Origin of the sequence: Galbibacter kalidii (genome assembly GCF_026241135.1) — a bacterium.
Taxonomy (GTDB): Bacteria; Bacteroidota; Bacteroidia; order Flavobacteriales; family Flavobacteriaceae; genus Galbibacter.
This window is the reverse complement of the sequence record NZ_JAPFGA010000006.1, coordinates 156248-176895: the sequence shown is the minus strand read 5'-3', so window position 1 is coordinate 176895 and position 20648 is coordinate 156248. Positions and strand designations below refer to the sequence as shown.

The 20648-nt window shown below is 39.8% G+C and carries 18 protein-coding genes; 14 read left to right on the top strand and 4 right to left on the bottom strand.

Annotation, left to right across the window (positions count from 1 at the left end; all coding sequences use genetic code 11):
* Positions 1–42 precede the first annotated feature (42 nt).
* From OOZ15_RS08555 to OOZ15_RS08540, 4 genes are all read right to left on the bottom strand, one after another.
* Entirely contained in the window at positions 43–1200 is a 1158-nt protein-coding gene (locus OOZ15_RS08555; RefSeq protein WP_265955819.1) for a formimidoylglutamase, read from the bottom strand.
* A gap of 3 nt (positions 1201–1203) precedes the next feature.
* Entirely contained in the window at positions 1204–3696 is a 2493-nt protein-coding gene (gene topA, locus OOZ15_RS08550; RefSeq protein WP_265955817.1) for a type I DNA topoisomerase, read from the bottom strand.
* A gap of 114 nt (positions 3697–3810) precedes the next feature.
* Positions 3811–4566, bottom strand: a complete 756-nt coding sequence (locus tag OOZ15_RS08545; RefSeq protein ID WP_265955815.1) for a hypothetical protein — start codon at positions 4564–4566, stop codon at positions 3811–3813.
* 226 nt (positions 4567–4792) lie between these two features.
* Positions 4793–6046 carry an LVIVD repeat-containing protein gene (locus tag OOZ15_RS08540; RefSeq protein ID WP_265955813.1) on the bottom strand — a complete coding sequence of 418 codons (1254 nt, stop codon included), beginning with the start codon at positions 6044–6046 and terminating at the stop codon, positions 4793–4795.
* Positions 6047–6180: 134 nt separating this feature from the next.
* Between OOZ15_RS08540 and miaB the strand changes: the two genes are divergently transcribed.
* The 14 genes from miaB to mrdA all read left to right on the top strand — a co-directional run bounded on the left by miaB (position 6181) and on the right by mrdA (position 20600).
* Complete coding sequence (gene miaB / locus OOZ15_RS08535) at positions 6181–7626, top strand: tRNA (N6-isopentenyl adenosine(37)-C2)-methylthiotransferase MiaB (protein WP_265955811.1); 1446 nt, start codon at positions 6181–6183, stop codon at positions 7624–7626.
* 86 nt (positions 7627–7712) lie between these two features.
* Positions 7713–8984, top strand: a complete 1272-nt coding sequence (locus OOZ15_RS08530; protein WP_265955899.1) for a sigma-54 interaction domain-containing protein — start codon at positions 7713–7715, stop codon at positions 8982–8984.
* A 164-nt stretch (positions 8985–9148) separates the two neighbouring features.
* The gene (locus tag OOZ15_RS08525; protein WP_265955809.1) at positions 9149–9640 is read left to right on the top strand and encodes an LptE family protein; all 492 of its coding nucleotides are present in this window, start codon (positions 9149–9151) and stop codon (positions 9638–9640) included.
* A gap of 3 nt (positions 9641–9643) precedes the next feature.
* Positions 9644–10519 (top strand): DUF8458 domain-containing protein, encoded by an 876-nt coding sequence (locus OOZ15_RS08520; RefSeq protein WP_265955807.1) that lies wholly within the window; start codon positions 9644–9646, stop codon positions 10517–10519.
* Between the two features lie 7 nt (positions 10520–10526).
* Positions 10527–10886: a preprotein translocase subunit SecG gene (gene secG / locus OOZ15_RS08515; RefSeq protein WP_265955805.1), complete on the top strand. Its 360-nt coding sequence runs from the start codon at positions 10527–10529 to the stop codon at positions 10884–10886.
* A gap of 146 nt (positions 10887–11032) precedes the next feature.
* Positions 11033–11317 (top strand): co-chaperone GroES, encoded by a 285-nt coding sequence (locus tag OOZ15_RS08510; protein ID WP_265955803.1) that lies wholly within the window; start codon positions 11033–11035, stop codon positions 11315–11317.
* Positions 11318–11390: 73 nt separating this feature from the next.
* On the top strand, positions 11391–13025 hold the full coding sequence (gene groL / locus OOZ15_RS08505) for a chaperonin GroEL (RefSeq protein WP_265955802.1): 1635 nt from the start codon (positions 11391–11393) through the stop codon (positions 13023–13025).
* 132 nt (positions 13026–13157) lie between these two features.
* Positions 13158–14033 (top strand): pirin family protein, encoded by an 876-nt coding sequence (locus OOZ15_RS08500; protein WP_265955801.1) that lies wholly within the window; start codon positions 13158–13160, stop codon positions 14031–14033.
* A gap of 79 nt (positions 14034–14112) precedes the next feature.
* Complete coding sequence (locus tag OOZ15_RS08495; protein WP_265955799.1) at positions 14113–14571, top strand: GAF domain-containing protein; 459 nt, start codon at positions 14113–14115, stop codon at positions 14569–14571.
* A 136-nt stretch (positions 14572–14707) separates the two neighbouring features.
* Entirely contained in the window at positions 14708–16240 is a 1533-nt protein-coding gene (gene purH / locus OOZ15_RS08490; RefSeq protein ID WP_265955797.1) for a bifunctional phosphoribosylaminoimidazolecarboxamide formyltransferase/IMP cyclohydrolase, read from the top strand.
* A 57-nt stretch (positions 16241–16297) separates the two neighbouring features.
* Positions 16298–17326 (top strand): rod shape-determining protein, encoded by a 1029-nt coding sequence (locus tag OOZ15_RS08485; RefSeq protein WP_265955795.1) that lies wholly within the window; start codon positions 16298–16300, stop codon positions 17324–17326.
* A 10-nt stretch (positions 17327–17336) separates the two neighbouring features.
* A complete protein-coding gene (mreC, locus tag OOZ15_RS08480) occupies positions 17337–18155 on the top strand; it encodes a rod shape-determining protein MreC (protein ID WP_265955793.1) in 819 nt (272 codons plus the stop codon).
* Positions 18148–18657, top strand: coding sequence for a rod shape-determining protein MreD (locus OOZ15_RS08475; RefSeq protein ID WP_265955791.1), 510 nt, complete (start codon positions 18148–18150; stop codon positions 18655–18657). The genes mreC and OOZ15_RS08475 overlap by 8 nt, the downstream gene beginning before the upstream one ends.
* Complete coding sequence (gene mrdA, locus OOZ15_RS08470) at positions 18654–20600, top strand: penicillin-binding protein 2 (protein ID WP_265955789.1); 1947 nt, start codon at positions 18654–18656, stop codon at positions 20598–20600. The genes OOZ15_RS08475 and mrdA overlap by 4 nt, the downstream gene beginning before the upstream one ends.
* Positions 20601–20648: the final 48 nt, after the last annotated feature.

Genomic DNA, 20648 nt, shown 5'->3' with positions numbered 1-20648 from the left:
AAAACACAGTAAACTAAGTGAATAGTGTTATTTTCTTGGCGATTATACCAACATTTTCTTGTACGCTTTCCACCATCTTTCGGGCACTACACCCTCACTGGCTTCTTTATATTCTTTATGCGTGCAAGGTAATAACGTATGTCTTTTGAATTTATTATTTAAATTTTCAATTTGGGGCACTTCTATCCACCAACGGTCTGAAATATTGCTCTTATAGAAACAAATATCTATGTCGTCCAATGGTACAATATATTTATTATAATTGGCTGAGGATATAAACGGATAGTCTTTTTTCCTGTAATTATATCCTTCCAAAAAATACCATATTATTTGTGCTGTTAATTGCGCACTCTGTTTTGTATCCTTACAATCAAAAAGACCAAATCCAGTCACTTTATCACTGATTCCGGCATAACGGGCTATGGCACATATTTCCCTTCCGTCAAAACCATTAGGGTATGTATTTGATGCATAGCCCAACTCTGAAGCTTTGACCGAGCTCATATCCACACTCACCAGATCGGCATCACGAAAAACAGGTTCTACGATCGTAATATCATTTGTCACCTCTCCCAATCTATACGCATCAAAAAAAAGTTTTTCCATCAGGTCGATCTCTTCCTGTGCATTAAAATAGGTTTGATAGCCCACAACAGTATAATTGAACAAATTGTTGGGCTGCTCCATAATGATCTTACTCATATACACACCCGAAGATATCAATTCGTCTGAGGCACTAAAATCAAATTTGCTGTCAACAGAAGCCAAATTCACCATTTGTTCCATCTTGTCGTATGCCCGATACATGGCATAGGTAAGGTCATGACTTCCGCCAATGACTATCGGGATAATATTCTCCCGCAAAAGTTGTGCTGTTATGGAAGTTAACACAAAATAGGTGTCTTCAAGGGTTTCACCGGAGTTGATATCGCCCAAATCAGCAATGTCGGCATGCCAATTTCCTAAAAAAAGCTTGTACATCTCTATTCTTATGGAAGTAAGATCAAGCTCTCCTTTGGTCTCAACACTGTCGCTTCGCGTTTCGTTCACACCTATGATAGCCAATTGTACTCCTTCAAGATCCGGAATCCCATTCTTTTCTGAATGTACTCGCATGATTCTTCCCAAAGCTTGTTTTGGCAATAACTCATTGTGTGCCAAAACCACGCTTTTTACAGGTGTCAAGAATTCGAGCTCCATCAACTATTTCTTTGATTTGGTTTTTCTTTTGGCCCTGGTTTTTTTCTTCGGTGCTTTTTTCTCTATCAGTTCTTTCACCTCATCCAAACTCAAAGCAGCGGCGTCCACATCTTTTGAAAGTTCGATTTTCGTTTTTCCTTTGATAATATTGGAACGTCCCCAACGTGCTTTTTCTACCCGGATGCCTTCATCCTCCCAGTTATGAATCACTTTTTCACGCTCTTTCTTCAGTTTATCTTCGATCAAAGTTTCGATATCGTCTTGAGAGAGATTATCAAAATCGTATTTTTTGTTGACGTTGATGAACATACCGTCCCACTTGATAAACGGACCAAATCTGCCTTTTCCTTTGGTTACATCCTTTCCTTTATAGGATGCTATTGGCGCGTCGGCTTTTTTCTTTTCTTCAATCAGTTCTTTCGCCCGTTCCATATCCACTTCAAACACATCTTCGCCTTTAGCTAAAGAAACAAAGCTCTTGCCAAAGCGCACATAAGGACCAAAACGTCCTACGTTCACCTCAACTTCTTGCCCGTCATATACACCGAGCTTTCTCGGTAAATTGAACAAGCCTAAAGCTTCTTCAAAAGTAATGGTATCTATAGATTGGTCGGGCAACAAACTTGCAAACTGCGGTTTTTCCTCTTCATCTACCGTTCCTATCTGCGCCATAGGACCAAAACGTCCCAAACGCACACTCAGTTGCCTTCCCGTTTTCGGATCTTTTCCTAAAACACGTTCGCCGCTTTCCCTTTCCGCATTCTCCTCTACATCTATTACATTCGGATGGAAATCTTTGTAGAAATCCTCTATCATCTGTGTCCAGTCTTCCCCTCCGGAAGCAATGTCGTCAAAACTCTGTTCTACTTTAGCCGTAAAGTTGTAATCAAGAATTCCAGAAAAATGGTTAACAAGGAAATCGTTCACAATCATACCGATATCTGTAGGCACCAATTTTCCTTTATCGGAACCTATCATTTCGGTAAGCGAACTTTCCTTTACCTCACTACTTTGTAATATTAATTGTGTGTATTTGCGTTCTACGCCCTCTACGGTTCCCCTTTCTACATATCCTCTATTTTGGATGGTTGAAATTGTAGGCGCATAGGTAGACGGACGCCCGATTCCCAATTCTTCCAATTTTTTAACAAGGGAAGCTTCGGTATATCTGTACGGTGGTCTTGTAAAACGTTCGGTTGCAGTGATATAGTTTTTATAAACTGATTCCCCGGTTTTAAGCGTCGGTAACATTCCTGCTTGTTCTTCTTCCTCTTCATCGGTTCCTTCGAGATATACTTTCAAGAAACCTTCAAATTTCAATACCTCTCCGTTGGCTGTAAATAATTCTGAATGCTGATCAACTTCGATCTTTACATTGGTGCGTTCCAATTTTGCATCGCTCATTTGTGAGGCCAGAGTTCTTTTCCAGATCAATTCATACAATCGTGCCTGATCTCTTTCAACATTATTCACACGGCTACGCGCCATATCGGTAGGGCGGATCGCTTCGTGAGCTTCTTGTGCCCCTTTTGATTTGCTGGCGTAATTTCTGGGTTTGCTGAATTGTTCTCCGTAGGATTTCAGGATTTCAGCTTTGGCCGCTTCTATGGCTTCACCGGACAAATTCACACTATCGGTTCTCATGTAAGTGATCAAACCGGCTTCATACAAGCGCTGCGCCATATTCATGGTCTTGGCTACCGAAAAAAACAATTTTCGGGAAGCCTCCTGTTGCAAAGTTGATGTGGTAAAAGGTGCTGCAGGCGATTTTTTTGCAGGCTTGGTATCAAGCGATGCAATTTTAAAGTTAGCCCCTATATTTTTATCCAAAAAGGCTTTGGCCTCCTCTTTGGTTTTAAAGGTTTTATTCAGTTTGGCCTTAAAGGCTTTTCCCCTTTCATTTTTAAATTCAGCTACAATCCTGAACGAAGCCTGAGGTATAAACGCTTTTATTTCGCGTTCCCTTTCTACGATAAGTCGGACAGAAACCGATTGCACCCTTCCTGCGGAAAGTCCGGTTTTGATCTTTTTCCAAAGTACCGGCGACAATTCATATCCCACCAGCCTGTCCAACACCCTTCTCGCTTGCTGAGCATTGACAAGGTTATAATCTATGCTACGCGGATTCTCGATGGCATTTTGGATAGCCTTTTTGGTAATGGAATTGAAGACAATCCTTTTGGTTTTGTCCCTATCCAATTTAAGTGTTTCAGCCAAGTGCCATGCAATAGCTTCCCCTTCCCGGTCTTCATCACTCGCCAGCCATACCATTTCTGCTTTTTTTGCGAGCTCTTTCAGCTTTTTAACCACCGCTTTCTTATCCGAGGAAACAATATATTTAGGTTTAAAATCCTTTTCGACATCAACTCCCAACTCTTTTGCAGGGAGATCCGATATATGTCCGAAACTGGATTCAACCTTATAATCTTTCCCGAGAAACTTCTCGATGGTCTTTGCTTTTGCAGGTGACTCAACAATTACCAAATTCTTTGCCATAAACCATTTTTTTAGGGTACAAAAGTATGTAGAATTTTTAATTTGCAATACTTCACACCCTTTAAAGGGAATAAAACATCTGCTAAGACCAATAAATATCGAACTGTTTTTATCTTAAATTTCCTCTTCGCCTATTTGTCCGATTTCGTCTTCATCTTCAAAACCAACGGTCTCTTTATAAATCAAATACACCGGTAAATAACTGAATGATGCCGTAAATAAAATCCCGATTCCACATAAAAGCAAACCAACTATTTCAGCCAACAGCCCTGAAATTATGATCAATCCGAATGTGATCAACCACTTTTTGTTTCCGAGTTTAAAACAGGCTTTTATAATTTCTTTTGGTTGAAGTTCAGGATTAAATGCAAAGATTACCGAAACAAAAGATAAAGGCACCATCACGTAAAACACAGGAAGGTAGCACGCCAATGTAGCCAATATTGCTATACCCAAAACTATTAGGGCCAACACAAAGAGCTTCCCAAAATATTCTTTTTTCAGATAAAAAAGTAAATCGGAGACTTTGGCTTCTTCATCCTTATCTCTTTTTCGCACCATTTTATAAAATCCGGCCATCAATCCCAAACCGATCGTTTGTATAATAATAATGATGGGGATTAACAATAGCATGATCCCAATAGGGAATTCAGGAGGAACTTCTGCTCCTTGAGAATTGGCAGCTGCAGCACCGATCAACGGCACATAAATAATCAAAAATACAGGTAACACCAATATCATACTCGCTATGAGAAGAAGCAATCCCTGCACCCACACTTTTTTAAAAAGGTCGATGGCTTTGCTGAAGATATCTCCGAAATCAAGAGGATTGTTACGTTCAATTTTACTCAATAAAGTAGTAAGGTTCATTTTGTATAGATTTTTGGTTAATTATTATAACCGTCAAAAATAGTTTTTTTGAATTAAAAAAATAAAAAGAGGGTGTCTAAAAAGACTGTTTTTACACAAATTGTCAGTCTGAGCCTGTCGAAGACGATTTTATTTTCATTACATTACTCTTCGACAAGTTCAGTGTGACAAAGGTTTTCAAGCCTTTTTAGACACCCTCTTATAAACCAGATGGAAACCTCTGAGTTTAATTCAACGAAAACTCACTGATCAGTGAAAGTCCGTTTTCTTCATAATTATATTGATAGAATTTGTTTTCCCCTATCATCAACAAATGACTTTCCATCGGAATTACGTCATAAGTCTTTGCTGTTTCATATTTGTTGAGCATCTGGATGTCCATGACATCGGTCTTATCAAAAACCTTCAAGCCCTCACTTCCGTCACAAACATATAATCGATCGCCCATTACCCCGAGTCCGTATGGCTCTTTCAACGAATATGAAGCTTTTTCCACTGGATTCACAATATCAGAAATATCTACTACAAACAAGCCGCTTTCCGTAGCGCCACACTGGTTTCCTCCTCGCAAAGTGATATAGGCATAATCCCCATCGACTACCACAGGATCACAAGCCGTACCGTGCATAAACTCTGAAACATAGGTTGGAGCAGCAGGATTTTCAATATCGTAGATGTACATTCCGGACATACTTCCTAAAAATAAATGATTCCCTCTATTGAATATTGTTTCAATATCGAAGCCTGCATATACCTTTTCTTTTTCCTGAGGAGCTTCAAGATTGGAAATATCAAAAACATTAATATTGTGTGAATCGACTGCATAGAGGTAATCGCTCACAATCTTAAACCTCGCCAACGAACCTCCCTGTCCGGTTGACGGAGCAACATTGGCAACCTCCATAGCATCAGCCAACGAGTAGTACATCGAACCATCTTCAACAACCTCCCTGAGTTCCGTCTTTATATCCCAGCCAACGACAATTCCTCCACTATGAGCAGGATAGGTGCTGTAGTCTATCAAAACATCTTCTTCGGGCAAAGAAGGAAAAGTGGGATAATACGGAAATACATTTTCAAGTCGCTCTACTTCTTTTACATTTGAAAAGTCAGTAACATCAAAAACCACCAAATCGATATAGCTATCGGCATACAAATAATTACCTTTCAACTCCATATCATTATTTCCCGGAATTTTTATAAATGCTATTTTTTGCGGATTTGCAGGGTTTGAATTATCGATCACATGGATGCCTTCAGCTTTATCATTGATCAAGACAATATTTTCACGCACATAAATCTTCCCTGATTCTTCTATAGGTTGTGGCGGTAATATCGCTACAGAAGTTCTCAAAGCCTCAAAACTCATAATTTCGGCTGAGGCTACTTTTACTTTTTCGTAATCTGTTCCGCTGTCGTTGTTGCAAGAAGTAAAAGCAACAAACAACAGCATTAAAAATGGTAGTGCCTTGGTTTTCATTAGTTTCAGTTTTTACGGTTATCACTTATAGGATGTATTTTCCTTGAAAAAGTTGCGTTAAAATTACGCTGACAATTTGTCACTACTCCAATTTTAATATTATCTTTGCACCCTAACTGATTTTTTAGGATACGATGGAGAAGATTATTGACGAAAAACAACAGGGGAACAGCTTGGTTCTGGAACAAAACGAAAGCAATAGCCGTAAACTTTATATTGAAAGTTACGGATGTCAGATGAATTTTTCTGATAGTGAGATCGTAGCTTCCATTTTGGCAAAAGAAGGTTTTAATACCACCCAACAGATGGAAGAAGCCGATCTCGTATTGGTGAATACCTGTTCCATAAGGGATAAAGCTGAACAGACCGTAAGAAAACGTCTTGAAAAATTCAATGCTGTAAAACGCATCAACCCGAAAATGAAAGTCGGCGTTTTGGGCTGTATGGCCGAGCGCTTGAAAGACAAATTCCTCGAAGAAGAAAAAATCGTGGATATGGTTGTTGGCCCCGATGCCTACAAAGACCTTCCAAACCTCGTTCAGGAAATAGATGAAGGCCGTAATGCAGTGAATGTCATCCTTTCCAAGGAAGAAACCTATGGAGACATTGCCCCGGTTCGGCTTAATACCAATGGGGTAAGTGCTTTTGTTTCCATTACCCGTGGTTGCGACAATATGTGTACGTTTTGTGTAGTGCCTTTTACCCGTGGAAGGGAGCGTAGCCGCGACCCGCAATCCATTATAAAAGAAGTAAACGACCTGTGGAACAAAGGCTTTAAGGAGATTACACTACTCGGACAAAATGTAGACAGCTATTTGTGGTATGGCGGCGGATTGAAAAAAGATTTTGACAAAGCCACCGATATGCAAAAAGCAACAGCAGTGAATTTTGCCGGACTCTTGGCAATGGTTGCAGAAGCCCAACCAAAAATGCGTATTCGCTTCTCTACCTCCAATCCGCAAGACATGACCCTTGACGTTATCGAGACCATGGCAAAATATCAAAATATCTGTAAATATATCCATTTACCTGTGCAAAGTGGAAGCAACCGCATTTTGAAAGCCATGAACCGCTTGCACACAAGGGAAGAGTATTTCGAATTGATCGATAACATCCGTAGGATCATTCCTGAATGTGCTATTTCACAAGACATGATTGCCGGTTTCCCAACAGAGACCGAAGAAGATCATCAGGATACGCTATCGCTTATGGAGTATGTGAAATACGACTTCGGTTTTATGTTTGCCTATTCAGAACGCCCAGGAACCCTGGCAGAAAGAAAAATGGAAGACGATATTCCCGAAGATGTAAAAAAACGAAGATTGACCGAGATCATCAACCTCCAACAAAAACATGCGCTCTATCGCACACAACAACATCTGGGCAAAACCCAAGAAGTGCTTATTGAAGGTACATCCAAAAAATCGGATGAACATTGGATGGGACGAAACACACAAAATACCGTAGTTGTTTTTCCGAAGGAGAATTATCAAGTAGGAGAATTTGTAAACGTCAAGATAAACGATTGTACAGCTGCCACTTTGATTGGAGAAGCTGTTGGTTATTCAGACAACAACTAAACCTTATACAGCCCCGGCACATATCTAAATAGAAAAAATAATATCCCCGCATGATTATGATTGTGGGAAATAATATAAAAACACATATGGAAAGTGTTCAAGCCATAAAACAACGTTTTGGCATCATAGGTAATGATGTAAAGCTGAACCGTGCCATAGAAAAGGCCATTCAGGTTGCCCCTACAGACATTTCGGTTTTAATTACCGGGGAAAGCGGTGTGGGGAAAGAAGCCTTGCCAAAAATAATCCACTCCCTCTCCCACAGAAAGCACGGTAAATTTATCGCCGTAAACTGTGGTGCTATTCCTGAAGGAACCATTGATTCTGAACTGTTCGGACACGAAAAAGGGGCCTTTACCGGTGCCACACAAACCCGAAGCGGTTATTTTGAAGAAGCCGATGGCGGTACTGTATTTTTGGATGAGGTAGGTGAATTGCCACTCACCACACAAGTACGCCTTTTACGTGTATTGGAAAACGGAGAATTCTTAAAGGTAGGATCGTCCAAGACTCAAAAAACGGATGTTCGCATTGTAGCGGCCACCAACATCAACATGTTTGAGGCTATTAAAAAGGAAAAATTCAGAGAAGATCTGTACTACCGATTGAGCACAGTAGAGATTTACCTACCACCACTACGCGAACGAAAAGACGATATCCATTTGTTATTCCGGAAATTTGCTTCCGATTTTGCCCAGAAATACAAAATGCCCACTATCCGTTTGGAGGAAGCTGCTATTCAGTTACTTTTAAAATACCGATGGGCCGGGAATGTTCGTCAGCTGAGAAATATTGCCGAACAAGTCTCTGTTTTGGAGCAGAATAGAACCATTTCATACGACACTCTAAAAAGTTATCTGCCCGATGCCGGAAGTAATCTTCCTGCTGTGATAAAACACACCAAATCCGATAGCGATTTCAGCAGTGAAAGGGAAATTCTCTACAAGATCCTTTTCGATATGAAGAGCGACCTCAACGACCTGAAAAAGTTGACCATGGAGTTGATGAAGGACGATAGCAACGGCGAGAAGGTTCAAAAGGAAAACAAAACCCTTATCAACAAGATTTACGGCGAAGAAAGTGAGATTGACTATGCAAATACAGAGGACGAAGATGTTATGGAAATCCTTCAGGTAGAACACCAAAAAAGCTTGCCGGAACCACCTCAAGAGAAAGAAGACAAATATCATTTTGCAGAGGAAATTCAAGAGGAAGAAACCCTATCCCTGCAAGACAAAGAACTGGAATTGATCAAAAAAGCATTAGAACGAAACAAAGGAAAGAGAAAAGCAGCTGCCAGCGAATTGGGAATTTCTGAGCGCACACTGTATAGAAAGATCAAACAATACGATTTGTAATATTTTTTTCGTTCTTTTCTTCTGTAAAAAACTAAAATTTGTTACAACCAAAATACAAATTTCAGTTTCACATCAGGAAAGCACATAATTTTTTTGGTATTGAAGTTTATGTCCAATTTTCAATCAAAAAAATTCATGTACTTTTGAAGCACACATTTTGTATCATGAAGAAATTTTTTATTTTAAGCATAACAGCCTTGATGCTGTCAGCTTGCGGTCCCTATTCTTTTACCGGAGTGAATACGACTGCGGAAAGTTTTCAGGTAAATTTTTTCCAGAACAACGCTCCGATTGTAGAGCCTGGATTGGATTATGATTTCACCAACGCCTTACAAGATCTGATTCAAAACCAGACCAATTTACAACTGGTGAACAGAAATGCCGATTTAATCTATGAGGGGGAAATAGTGAATTATGCTGTATCACCTATGTCGGCTACAGCAGATCAAAGAGCAGCACAGAACCGGTTGACCATCGGTGTTAATGTCCGGTTTTTCAATGCGGATAAGCCCGAAGAAGATTTTGAAAAGCGTTTCACTTTCTTTTACGATTATCCAGCGGGGTCACAATTGTTAACAGTAAAGCAAGCTGCGCATGATGAAATTTTTGAACGTATAACACAAGATATTTTTAATGAAACTTTGGCAAACTGGTAATATATGAATGTCCCTGATTTTTCATATCTGTTACAAAAACCTGAAAGCATTGGTCAGGATCACGTCGAATCCCTAAAAAAGATTATCGACGAGTATCCTTTTTTCCAAGCCGCCAGAGCCGTTTATTTAAAAGCCTTAAGGGACCGCGAAAGTTTTAAATACAATTCAGAATTAAAAGTTGCTGCCGCCTACACCACAGACCGATCGATCTTGTTTGAATATATCACCTCCCCGGAATTCAAGCAACACGCCATTGCCAAGAAAATAGCGATCCAATCGGCCAATGAAGAACTATTTGCCCTTCCCGTGGAAGCTGAAGAGATCATTATCCGCGACAACAAGACTTCATTCGATTTCAACGAAGTGAACTCCAATGCCGTGATGGATCCGGAGCTTTTTCAGCCTAAAGAAGAAAAAGAAGAACAAAAGGAAGTGCCCGAAAAAGAAGGAAAAGGGCTACAATTAGGTAAACCACTTGAGTTCAGTAAAAAAGAAACACATTCTTTTATGGAGTGGATGCAGCTCTCGTCTACAGCCAAACCCATCGACCGAAAAGATGATAGAGAAAGTACTTCGGAAGAGAAAAAAGAAAAGCAATCGGCTATCGAGCATAAATTAAAGCTGATCGACAAGTTTATAGAAAACAACCCAAAAATTCCACCGGTTGGTGAACATGTTAAAAAAACCGATCTGACCAAAGAACAAAAAGTGGAAAAAAGCGAATTGATGACCGAAACGCTGGCAAGGGTTTATCTGGAACAAAAAAAGTTTAAAAAGGCAATAAAAGCATATAAAATTTTAAGTTTGAAATATCCGGAAAAAAGTGGTTTCTTTGCAGACCAAATTAATGCGATAAAGAAAGTAAAAGAAAGTAATTGATATAGAAATGAGTACGTTTTCAATTTTTTTAGTGCTAATTATCATAGTAGCATTTTTATTAGTTTTAGTGATCATGGTGCAAAATCCTAAAGGAGGCGGATTGTCTTCTTCTTTTGGAGGTGGAGCGAGCCAAGTTGTAGGTGGAGTGAAAAAGACAGGGGATTTTCTTGACAAAAGTACCTGGACACTGGCCACTATCCTTGTAGCACTGATATTATTGTCTAACATTACCTTGATGTCAAACAACAATCCTTCAGATTCAAAATTGTTGGAGGACAGTAATATTGAAAACACCACCCCAAATACGGTACCGGCAGAAAATGACATTCCTGCCAATACTACATCCGATTCTACGGATGCACAATAAAATCAACAATATTACCCTATTAAAAATGCCAGCTTGTCACTAAGTTGGCATTTATTTTTTAAAATTGTCAGTTTCTCTCCAATGGCATAATTTCTGCCTGAATATTGGAAGTGAATTTTAAATTAATTAATCAAATATTAAAAAATATGTCGAAGTTAAACATCAAGCCGCTTGCAGATAGGGTTCTTATTGAGCCTTTGGAAGCTGAAACCAAAACAGCTTCAGGTATCATCATTCCAGACAACGCAAAAGAAAAACCTCAAAAAGGTACAGTTGTAGCAGTTGGTCCAGGTACAAAGGACGAAAAGGTGACTGTAAAAATAGGTGATACTGTTTTATACGGAAAGTTCCCAAGGACACTGACAGAAATAAAATTAGAAGGCACCGATTACCTTATGATGCGTGAAAGCGATATACTTGCTATCGTTTAAGCAGTGCTTTTAAATCAATAAGTGAAATTAAATTCTAACCAACAAGTTGTACTTGTTCTAAAAAATAACAACAATGGCAAAAGATATAAAATTTGACATTCAAGCTCGTGACGGTCTTAAGCGTGGAGTTGACGCATTGGCAAATGCTGTAAAAGTAACTTTAGGACCTAAAGGACGTAACGTTATCATTAACAAATCATTTGGAGCTCCACAAGTAACAAAAGATGGGGTTACCGTAGCAAAAGAAATCGAACTCGAAGACGCCTTGGAAAACATGGGCGCACAAATGGTAAAAGAAGTTGCTTCTAAAACCAACGACCTGGCAGGAGACGGTACCACTACCGCAACTGTTTTGGCACAAGCCATCGTAAAAGAAGGTCTTAAAAACGTGACCGCCGGTGCTAACCCAATGGACCTGAAAAGAGGTATCGACAAAGCAGTTCAAGCTTTGGTTGCCGACCTTAAAGGTCAAGCTACAGAAGTAGGGGATTCTTCAGAAAAAATAAAACAAGTAGCCGCTATCTCAGCAAATAACGATAACACTATCGGAGAGTTGATCTCCCAGGCTTTTGAAAAAGTTGGAAAAGAAGGAGTGATCACTGTTGAAGAAGCAAAAGGAACAGACACCTATGTTGATGTAGTAGAAGGAATGCAGTTTGACAGAGGATATTTGTCACCTTACTTCGTTACAGATACCGATAAAATGATTGCCGAACTTGAGAACCCATACATCCTATTGTTCGACAAAAAAATATCAAACCTTCAGGAAATCCTCCCAATCCTTGAGCCGGTAGCACAATCAGGAAGACCACTATTGATCATTGCTGAAGATGTTGACGGACAAGCCTTGGCTACTTTGGTAGTGAACAAATTAAGAGGTGGATTGAAAATTGCCGCTGTAAAAGCTCCCGGATTTGGAGACAGACGTAAAGCCATGTTGGAAGACATCGCTATCCTAACCGGCGGTACTGTAATTTCTGAAGAAAGAGGTTTTTCTTTGGAAAACGCTTCTTTGGATATGCTTGGTTCTGCTGAAACCGTAACCATAGACAAAGACAATACAACTGTAGTAAACGGAGCAGGAGATGCTGAAAACATCAAAGCACGTGTGAATCAGATCAAATCCCAGATCGAATCTACAACTTCAGATTATGACAGGGAAAAACTTCAAGAGCGCCTTGCTAAACTGGCAGGTGGAGTTGCCGTGCTATACATCGGTGCTGCTTCTGAAGTAGAAATGAAAGAAAAGAAAGATCGTGTAGATGATGCATTACACGCTACAAGAGCTGCCGTTGAAGAAGGTATCGTTGCCGGTGGTGGTGTTGCTTTACTTAGGGCAAAAGCCTCACTTAACAAGATCAAACCTGAAAACGACGATGAAGAAACAGGTATTCAAATCGTAACCCGTGCATTAGAATCTCCTTTGAGAACTATCGTTGAAAACTCCGGAAAAGAAGGCTCTGTGGTAGTCGCTAAAGTATATGATGGAAAAGACGACTTCGGATACAATGCCAAGACAGATGAGTATGTAAACATGCTTAAAGCCGGAATCATCGATCCTACCAAAGTAACAAGGATTGCATTGGAAAATGCAGCTTCAGTTGCCGGTATGATTCTGACTACCGAGTGCTCTTTAACAGATATTAAAGAAGACGCTCCTGCCATGCCTCCAATGGGCGGCGGTGGCGGAATGCCGGGAATGATGTAAATCCTCCCCTAACCCCTCCAAAGGAGGGGAATAAAAATCTTTAAAAACCGCATTGTTGATTCAATGCGGTTTTTTTATGGGTATTTTTTACCTTTACGAGAGTAAGCATTGAACTCGTTTAAACAAAAACACATGTCCAACAAAGGATTGATCATAGAAGAACGTGCACGCGATATTGGGGATTTTCTCGTGGGAAGGCTGCTTCCTTTCAGAAAGAAAAGAATGGTAGGGCCATTTATCTTTATCGACCACATGGGGCCTTCAACCGTCAAAAAAGGAAGCTATATGGATGTTGGTCAGCATCCGCATATTGGTCTTTCTACGCTTACCTATTTATTTGAAGGAGAAGTTAGGCATTGCGACAGTATCGGTAGTGACCTAGTCATTAAACCCGGGGCCGTCAACTGGATGACAGCCGGAAAAGGGGTAACACATACCGAACGAACGCCCGACTATTTGAGAAAAGACGGACTCGAATCCAGCGTACATGGATTTCAAATTTGGGTAGCATTACCCAAGGAATTGGAATTTATGGAGCCTGAGTTTCATCATTTTGAAAAGGAACAACTCCCAACTTGGGAAAACAACGATACTTCCTATACCTTGATCGCCGGAGAAGGCTACGGCAGGAAATCCCCTGTTCCTGTCCACACCGATCTTTTTATGATCGAAGTAAAAACCAAAAAAGAAACCGCCCTAAACATTCAGGGAGAAGTAAAAGGTGAAATTGGTATTTGTGTGGTAAAAGGTCATATCATAGCATGCGACCAAAAAATAGATGCCGGGAACATGATCGTTTCCAAAACGGAAGATGCCTGCAAAGTCATCCTTCCGGCCGACACTCACTTGTTGCTATTTGGAGGTGAAACCATGCTCGAAGACCGGCATATCTTTTGGAATTTTGTGGCTACGGAACAGGAAACCATAGAAGCTGCCAAAAAACGATGGAAAGACAAAGAATTTCCAAAAGTGGAAGGCGATACTTCTTATGTTCCGCTTCCTGAGTAAAATTAAATCTTACTTAGTGAGAAAAAGCTATTTCCCACTCTCAAACTTTCCCCTATTTTTGCAAAAAAAATGAAACGCTATGACATTTGATTCGTTAAAACCCGAAATCACAAGCATTGCCACAAACAATGAACTTTCGGTGAACGACAGACTCACCAAAATCTGTGAAGTCCTGAGAAACAATATATCCTATTATGATTGGGTAGGATTTTATTTTAAGAACGGCGACAAGGATGAATTAAAACTCCACGCTTTTGCCGGTGAACCTACCGACCATACCATCATCCCGTTTGGGAAAGGGATTTGCGGACAGGTAGCCGTCTCCAATCAAAATTTTGTGGTTCCCGACGTAAAAGCACAAGACAATTATATCGCCTGTAGTATTTTTGTAAAGGCGGAGATCGTCATTCCACTTTTTATCAACGGAGAAAATATCGGTCAGATCGATATTGATTCGCATACTGCCAATCCGTTTACCGAAGAAGATGAAACCTTTTTAGAGTTTGTCAACCAACAGGTAGCTCAAATTATAGAATAATCTTTTAATTATTTCGATGCAAAGTATCGGGAAATCAAACCCACTTAGTGGGATAAAATTTTTACATTGAAGCTTTTATACTGTTTCCAATGTGAAAATTTAATGTATTTTTGCACACCAAAACAACGCAATAACAATGACTAATTTAAAACAAGCCCAATCGGCTTTAATTTCTGTATTCAGTAAAGAGGGATTAGAACCTATCGTTCAAAAACTAGACGAACTCGGCATCACCATTTATTCTACCGGAGGAACCGAAAAATTTATCAAAGACCTCGGCATTGATGTCGTTCCTGTAGAAGATGTAACCAGCTATCCTTCCATCCTTGGTGGTCGTGTAAAAACACTACACCCAAAGGTTTTTGGCGGTATTTTGAACAGACAGGAAAATGAAGGTGATGTTGCTGAATTGAAAGAATATGAAATTCCGCAATTGGATATTGTTATTGTAGACTTGTATCCGTTTGAAAAAACGGTTGCCAGCGGAGCTGACGAACAGGATATCATTGAAAAAATTGATATCGGAGGAATTTCCCTCATCCGTGCCGCTGCTAAAAATTTTAAAGACGTGATGTGTGTTTCTTCTATGGAAGATTATGCAGAGTTCCTGGAGATTATTACAGAACAGAACGGACAGACTGGCATAGAAAACAGAAAGCGATTTGCCGCAAAAGCATTTAATGTTTCTTCTCATTACGACAGTGCTATCTTCAATTACTTCAACCAAACCGAAGCTATTGAAGGTTTCAAAATCAGTGAATCCAAAGGGCAGACATTGCGTTATGGTGAAAATCCGCATCAAAAAGGGATGTTCTACGGAAAGCTGGAAGACATTTTCGACAAACTTCACGGAAAAGAATTGTCATACAACAACCTTCTGGACGTTGATGCTGCCGTGAATTTGATGAACGAATTCAAGAACGACGATCCGACATTCGCAATCTTAAAACACAACAACGCCTGTGGTGTGGCCACTAGAAAAACCATCAAAGAGGCTTATGTTGATGCTTTGGCAGGCGATCCTGTTTCAGCTTTTGGAGGCATTTTGATCGCCAACACCGAAATTGACAAAGCCACTGCCAACGAAATTCACAGCTTGTTCTGTGAGGTTGTTATTGCTCCTTCATATTCAGAAAAAGCCTTAGAGATTTTAAAAGGAAAGAAAAACCGAATCATCTTAATTCAAAAAGAAATAGAACTTCCTGAAACTACCGTGCGGTCATGTCTAAACGGGGTTTTAGTTCAGGATAAAGACACAAAAACAGACGTTTTGGACGATCTTTCATACGTGACAGACAATAAACCGTCGCAAACGGAGTTAGATGATTTATTGTTTGCCTCTAAAATATGCAAGCATACTAAATCCAATACCATTGTATTGGCTAAGAACCGACAACTATGTGCCAGCGGAACCGGACAAACCAGTAGAGTGGATGCACTAAAACAAGCTATTGAAAAAGCGCATTCGTTTAAGTTTGACCTCAACAATGCCGTAATGGCCAGCGATGCTTTCTTCCCGTTTCCTGACTGTGTTGAGATTGCACATAAAGTAGGAATTAACTCAGTAATTCAACCCGGGGGGTCTATAAAAGACCAATTAAGTATCGATTATTGTAATGAAAACAATGTTTCGATGGCATTTACAGGAACACGTCATTTTAAACATTAATTTTTATTACATTTGAAAGATTTATATATAACCAGAGTATAATACCAAAGTAAATTCATGGGATTTTTTGATTTCTTGACCGAAGAGATTGCTATAGACTTAGGGACAGCGAACACGCTGATAATCCACAACGACAAAGTTGTTGTAGACAGCCCTTCTATTGTAGCTAGGGACCGAATGAGCGGCAAAATTATAGCCGTTGGCAAAGAGGCCAGTATGATGCAGGGGAAAACTCATGAAAACATCAAAACCGTCAGACCTTTGAAAGATGGCGTGATTGCTGATTTTGATGCGTCTGAAAAGATGATCAATATGTTCATCAAAGGAATCCCGGCCTTGAAAAAGCGTTTTTTTCAGCCTACCCTGAAAATGGTGATTTGTATTCCATCCGGTATTACTGAAGTGGAAATGCGCGCCGTAAAAGAATCGGCAGAGCGTGTGAACGGAAAAGAAGTTTACCTCATCCACGAACCCATGGCTGCGGCCATTGGTATTGGTCTTGATATCATGCAGCCCAAAGGGAACATGATTGTTGACATAGGTGGAGGAACTACCGAAATAGCTGTCATTGCCCTCGGAGGTATTGTTTGTGATAAATCGGTTAAAATTGCCGGCGACGTGTTTACCAACGACATCATTTATTACATGCGAACACAGCACAATTTATACGTAGGTGAAACCACTGCCGAGAATATTAAAATTGCCAATGGAGCCGCCACTGAAGATTTAGAGCTTCCTCCGGAAGAAATGAGTGTTCAAGGACGTGACTTGTTAACAGGGAAACCAAAACAGGTTCAGATTTCGTATCGCGAAATCGCCAAGGCTTTGGATAAATCCATCTTGCGAATTGAAGATGCCGTAATGGAAACCCTATCGCAAACACCGCCGGAATTGGCAGCAGACATCTACAATACCGGAATCTACTTGGCCGGTGGAGGTTCGATGCTACGCGGATTGGACAAACGTATCTCACAAAAAACCGATCTCCCTGTTTACATAGCGGAAGATCCGTTGAGAGCCGTGGTGAGGGGTACAGGTATAGCCTTGAAAAACCTGGAAAAATACAAACCTATCGTGATAAAATAAGATTCAGTGAATGCAACAAATAGTCAATTTTTTAATAAGGAATAAAACCTTTATTACCTTTTTGTTGCTTTTTTGCATCTCACTACTGCTTACCATAAAGTCACATTCTTATCAGCAAACTAAGTTTCTCAACTCTGCTAATTGGGTTTCCGGGGGTATCTACAGTACTTCAAATAGCATTTCAGATTATTTCCACCTGAAAAAATACAATAAACAATTGGTTGATGAGAACCTTCGCCTACGCAAAATACTGATGAACCGGGAAATTGAAGTTTCTGATTCTATTCTGGAACTCGATTCGCTCGCTCATTATAAACTTTACGGTACATCAGTAATCAAAAACAGCTACAACAAGCCAAGAAATTATATTCTTATAAACAAAGGCTCTAATGACAGCATCAAAGAGGATATGGGAGTGATTACTTCTAAAGGAATTGTCGGGATTGTTGAAAACACTTCATCAAATTACGCCAATGTACAATCAGTTTTAAATTCTTTATCCGGAATTAACGCCTCTATAAAAAACAGCAACAATTTTGGTTCACTCAAATGGGACGGAAAGGATTTCAGGACTGTCCAACTGATGGATATTTTACGTGCTGCCCCCATAAAAAAAGGAGACACTATCATCACCGGCGGCATGTCTAGTATTTTTCCGAAGGGCATCCTTATCGGAACTATTGAAGATTTTTCGCTTGATATTTCAGAAAATTACTACCTCATTGATGTGAAGCTCTTCAACGACATGACTACTTTAGATCATGTTTATGTCATAAAAAACCTGAACAAGGAAGAAATTTTAACCTTAGAAAACGGGACCAATGAATAAAACGGCTTTTGAAAATACCATGCGTTTTATTGTGCTTGTACTTTCTCAGGTAGTTGTTTTCAACAATATCAACTTTTTGGAATATATAAATCCTTATATCTATTTGCTGTTCCTTGTTTATTTCCCGTATAACAAAGACACTCGCATTCCTTTTATCTTTTTCTCATTCCTTTTAGGATTATCCATCGATATTTTTAGTGATAGCGGTGGTGTGCATGCAGCCGCTACGGTCTTTGCAGCCTATTTCAGACCTTTGATGATGCGCTCGGCTTTTGGCTTAAGTTATGACTATCACAATATAAAAATTGAAAACACACACTTGGGGCAACGAATTAATTACCTCATTATCTTAATTTTAACACATCACCTTATACTTTTCGGTTTAGAGATATTTAGTTTTACACATATATTGCTAATTCTAAAAAAAGCCTTATTTTCTGCAATATTTACATTGATTTTGTGTTTAATTTTTATCTCTTTATTCAGTAGAAGAAATACATGAGGAAATTACTCTTATCATCCATAATCGTTATTGTTGCCATTGTCTATATAGGGCGCCTCTCCTACTTGCAATTGATGGACAGCTCCAACAAAAATCCGTTGGACGATACCGCCATAAAAGCTGTGTATGACTATCCGGAGCGCGGGCATATCTATGACAGGAATGGAGAGCTATTGGTCGCCAATCAACCCTCATATGACGTCATGCTTATTCCGAGGGAAGTAAAACCATTGGATACTCTGGAATTCTGCAATCTATTGAACATCACCAAAGAAGATTTTATAAAAAAATATAACAAGGCCTATCGGTATTCTCCGAGGTTGCCCTCTGTTTTTGTACCTCAACTTTCCAAACGAGAGTATGCCATGTTGCAAGAGAAAATGCGGAAATATGAAGGTTTTTACATTCAAAAACGCTCACTCCGACATTATATGACCGATGTAGGGGCTAATTTTTTGGGTTATATCAGTGAAGTAAACGAACGTGACCTTCAAAACAACACCTATTATCAATCGGGGGAACTCATAGGACGCCAAGGGGTAGAAAAATACTATGAAGAGGTTTTAAGAGGACAAAAAGGAGTTAAATTCATTCAAAAGGACCGTTTCAACAGAGTTATTGGCTCATATAAGGATGGAATTTTTGATACCCTTCCCGTTCCGGGGAAAGACATAGCCCTCACCATCGACCATAAACTTCAACAATACGGTGAACAATTGATGGTTAACAAACGAGGCGGCATTGTAGCTTTAAATCCAAAATCCGGGGAAATCTTGACCTTGGTTTCTGCTCCTGGCTACGACCCCCAACTTCTGGTTGGAAGAAAACGCTCTGAAAACTACACCAGACTCTATTACGATTCCATTGCAAAACCATTATATGACAGAGGATTAAACGCCATGTATCCTCCCGGATCGCCTTTTAAAGTAGTAAATGCGCTGGTAGCCCTTCAGGAAGGTGTTATAAACGAGCGTACTACGTTTACTTGCTACCATGGCTACAGGTATGGCCGCAGAGCGTTTATGGGATGTCACTGCGGAGGAGGCCCCAGAAATATGGATTCAGGTATATATAAATCTTGTAATACCTATTTTGCAAATACCTACAGACAGATCATAGAAAAATACCCTACTTCTGCTGAAGGGATGTCAGCTTGGGAAAAACACGTAGAAAGTTTTGGCTTGGGAAACTATTTGGGATACGACCTGCCATCAGGAAAGAAAGGAAGCATTCCCGGTGCCGAACTTTATAACAAAATATACGGAGAAAAAAGGTGGTTTGCCACCAATACCCTTTCCAATGCCATTGGTCAAGGGGAAGTACTTACTACTCCTATTCAATTGGCCAACTTAACGGCCACTATTGCTAATAGGGGTTATTATTACACACCACATATCATCAAAAAAATTGAAAACGACACCATCGACAATAAATTTACCACTAAACACCGAACAACCATAGCCCCGGAACATTTTGACCCTGTTATTCAAGGAATGCACGATGTATATAACAAAGGTACTGCACAATGGGTAAGGATCCCGGAAATCGAAATCGCCGGAAAAACAGGAACTGCTGAAAATTTTGCAAAAATAAATGGAGAAAGAGTACAGCTTACAGACCATTCTATTTTTGTTGCCTTTGCTCCTGTGGATGACCCTAAAATAGCTGTCGCTGTTTTTGTCGAAAACGGATATTGGGGTAGCCGATGGGCAGGTAGGATTGCAGGCCTTATGATTGAAAAATATGTCAAAGGTGAAGTAACGAGAAAAGACATGGAAGATTATGTCCTTAACGGAAGTCTTGAAGAAGAATATGCAAAACCCTTAAGCGGCGAATCTTTTTTCATCAACGATAAGAGAGATTTTATTGAATGGCCAACAAAAAAAGACACTTTGGATAATCAACTACCTCGGGACAAGCCCACGAGGTACCCGCCTGAATGACATAGTCGGGCAGGTTCAAACAAATAAACCTTAACCCCAATGTAGAGC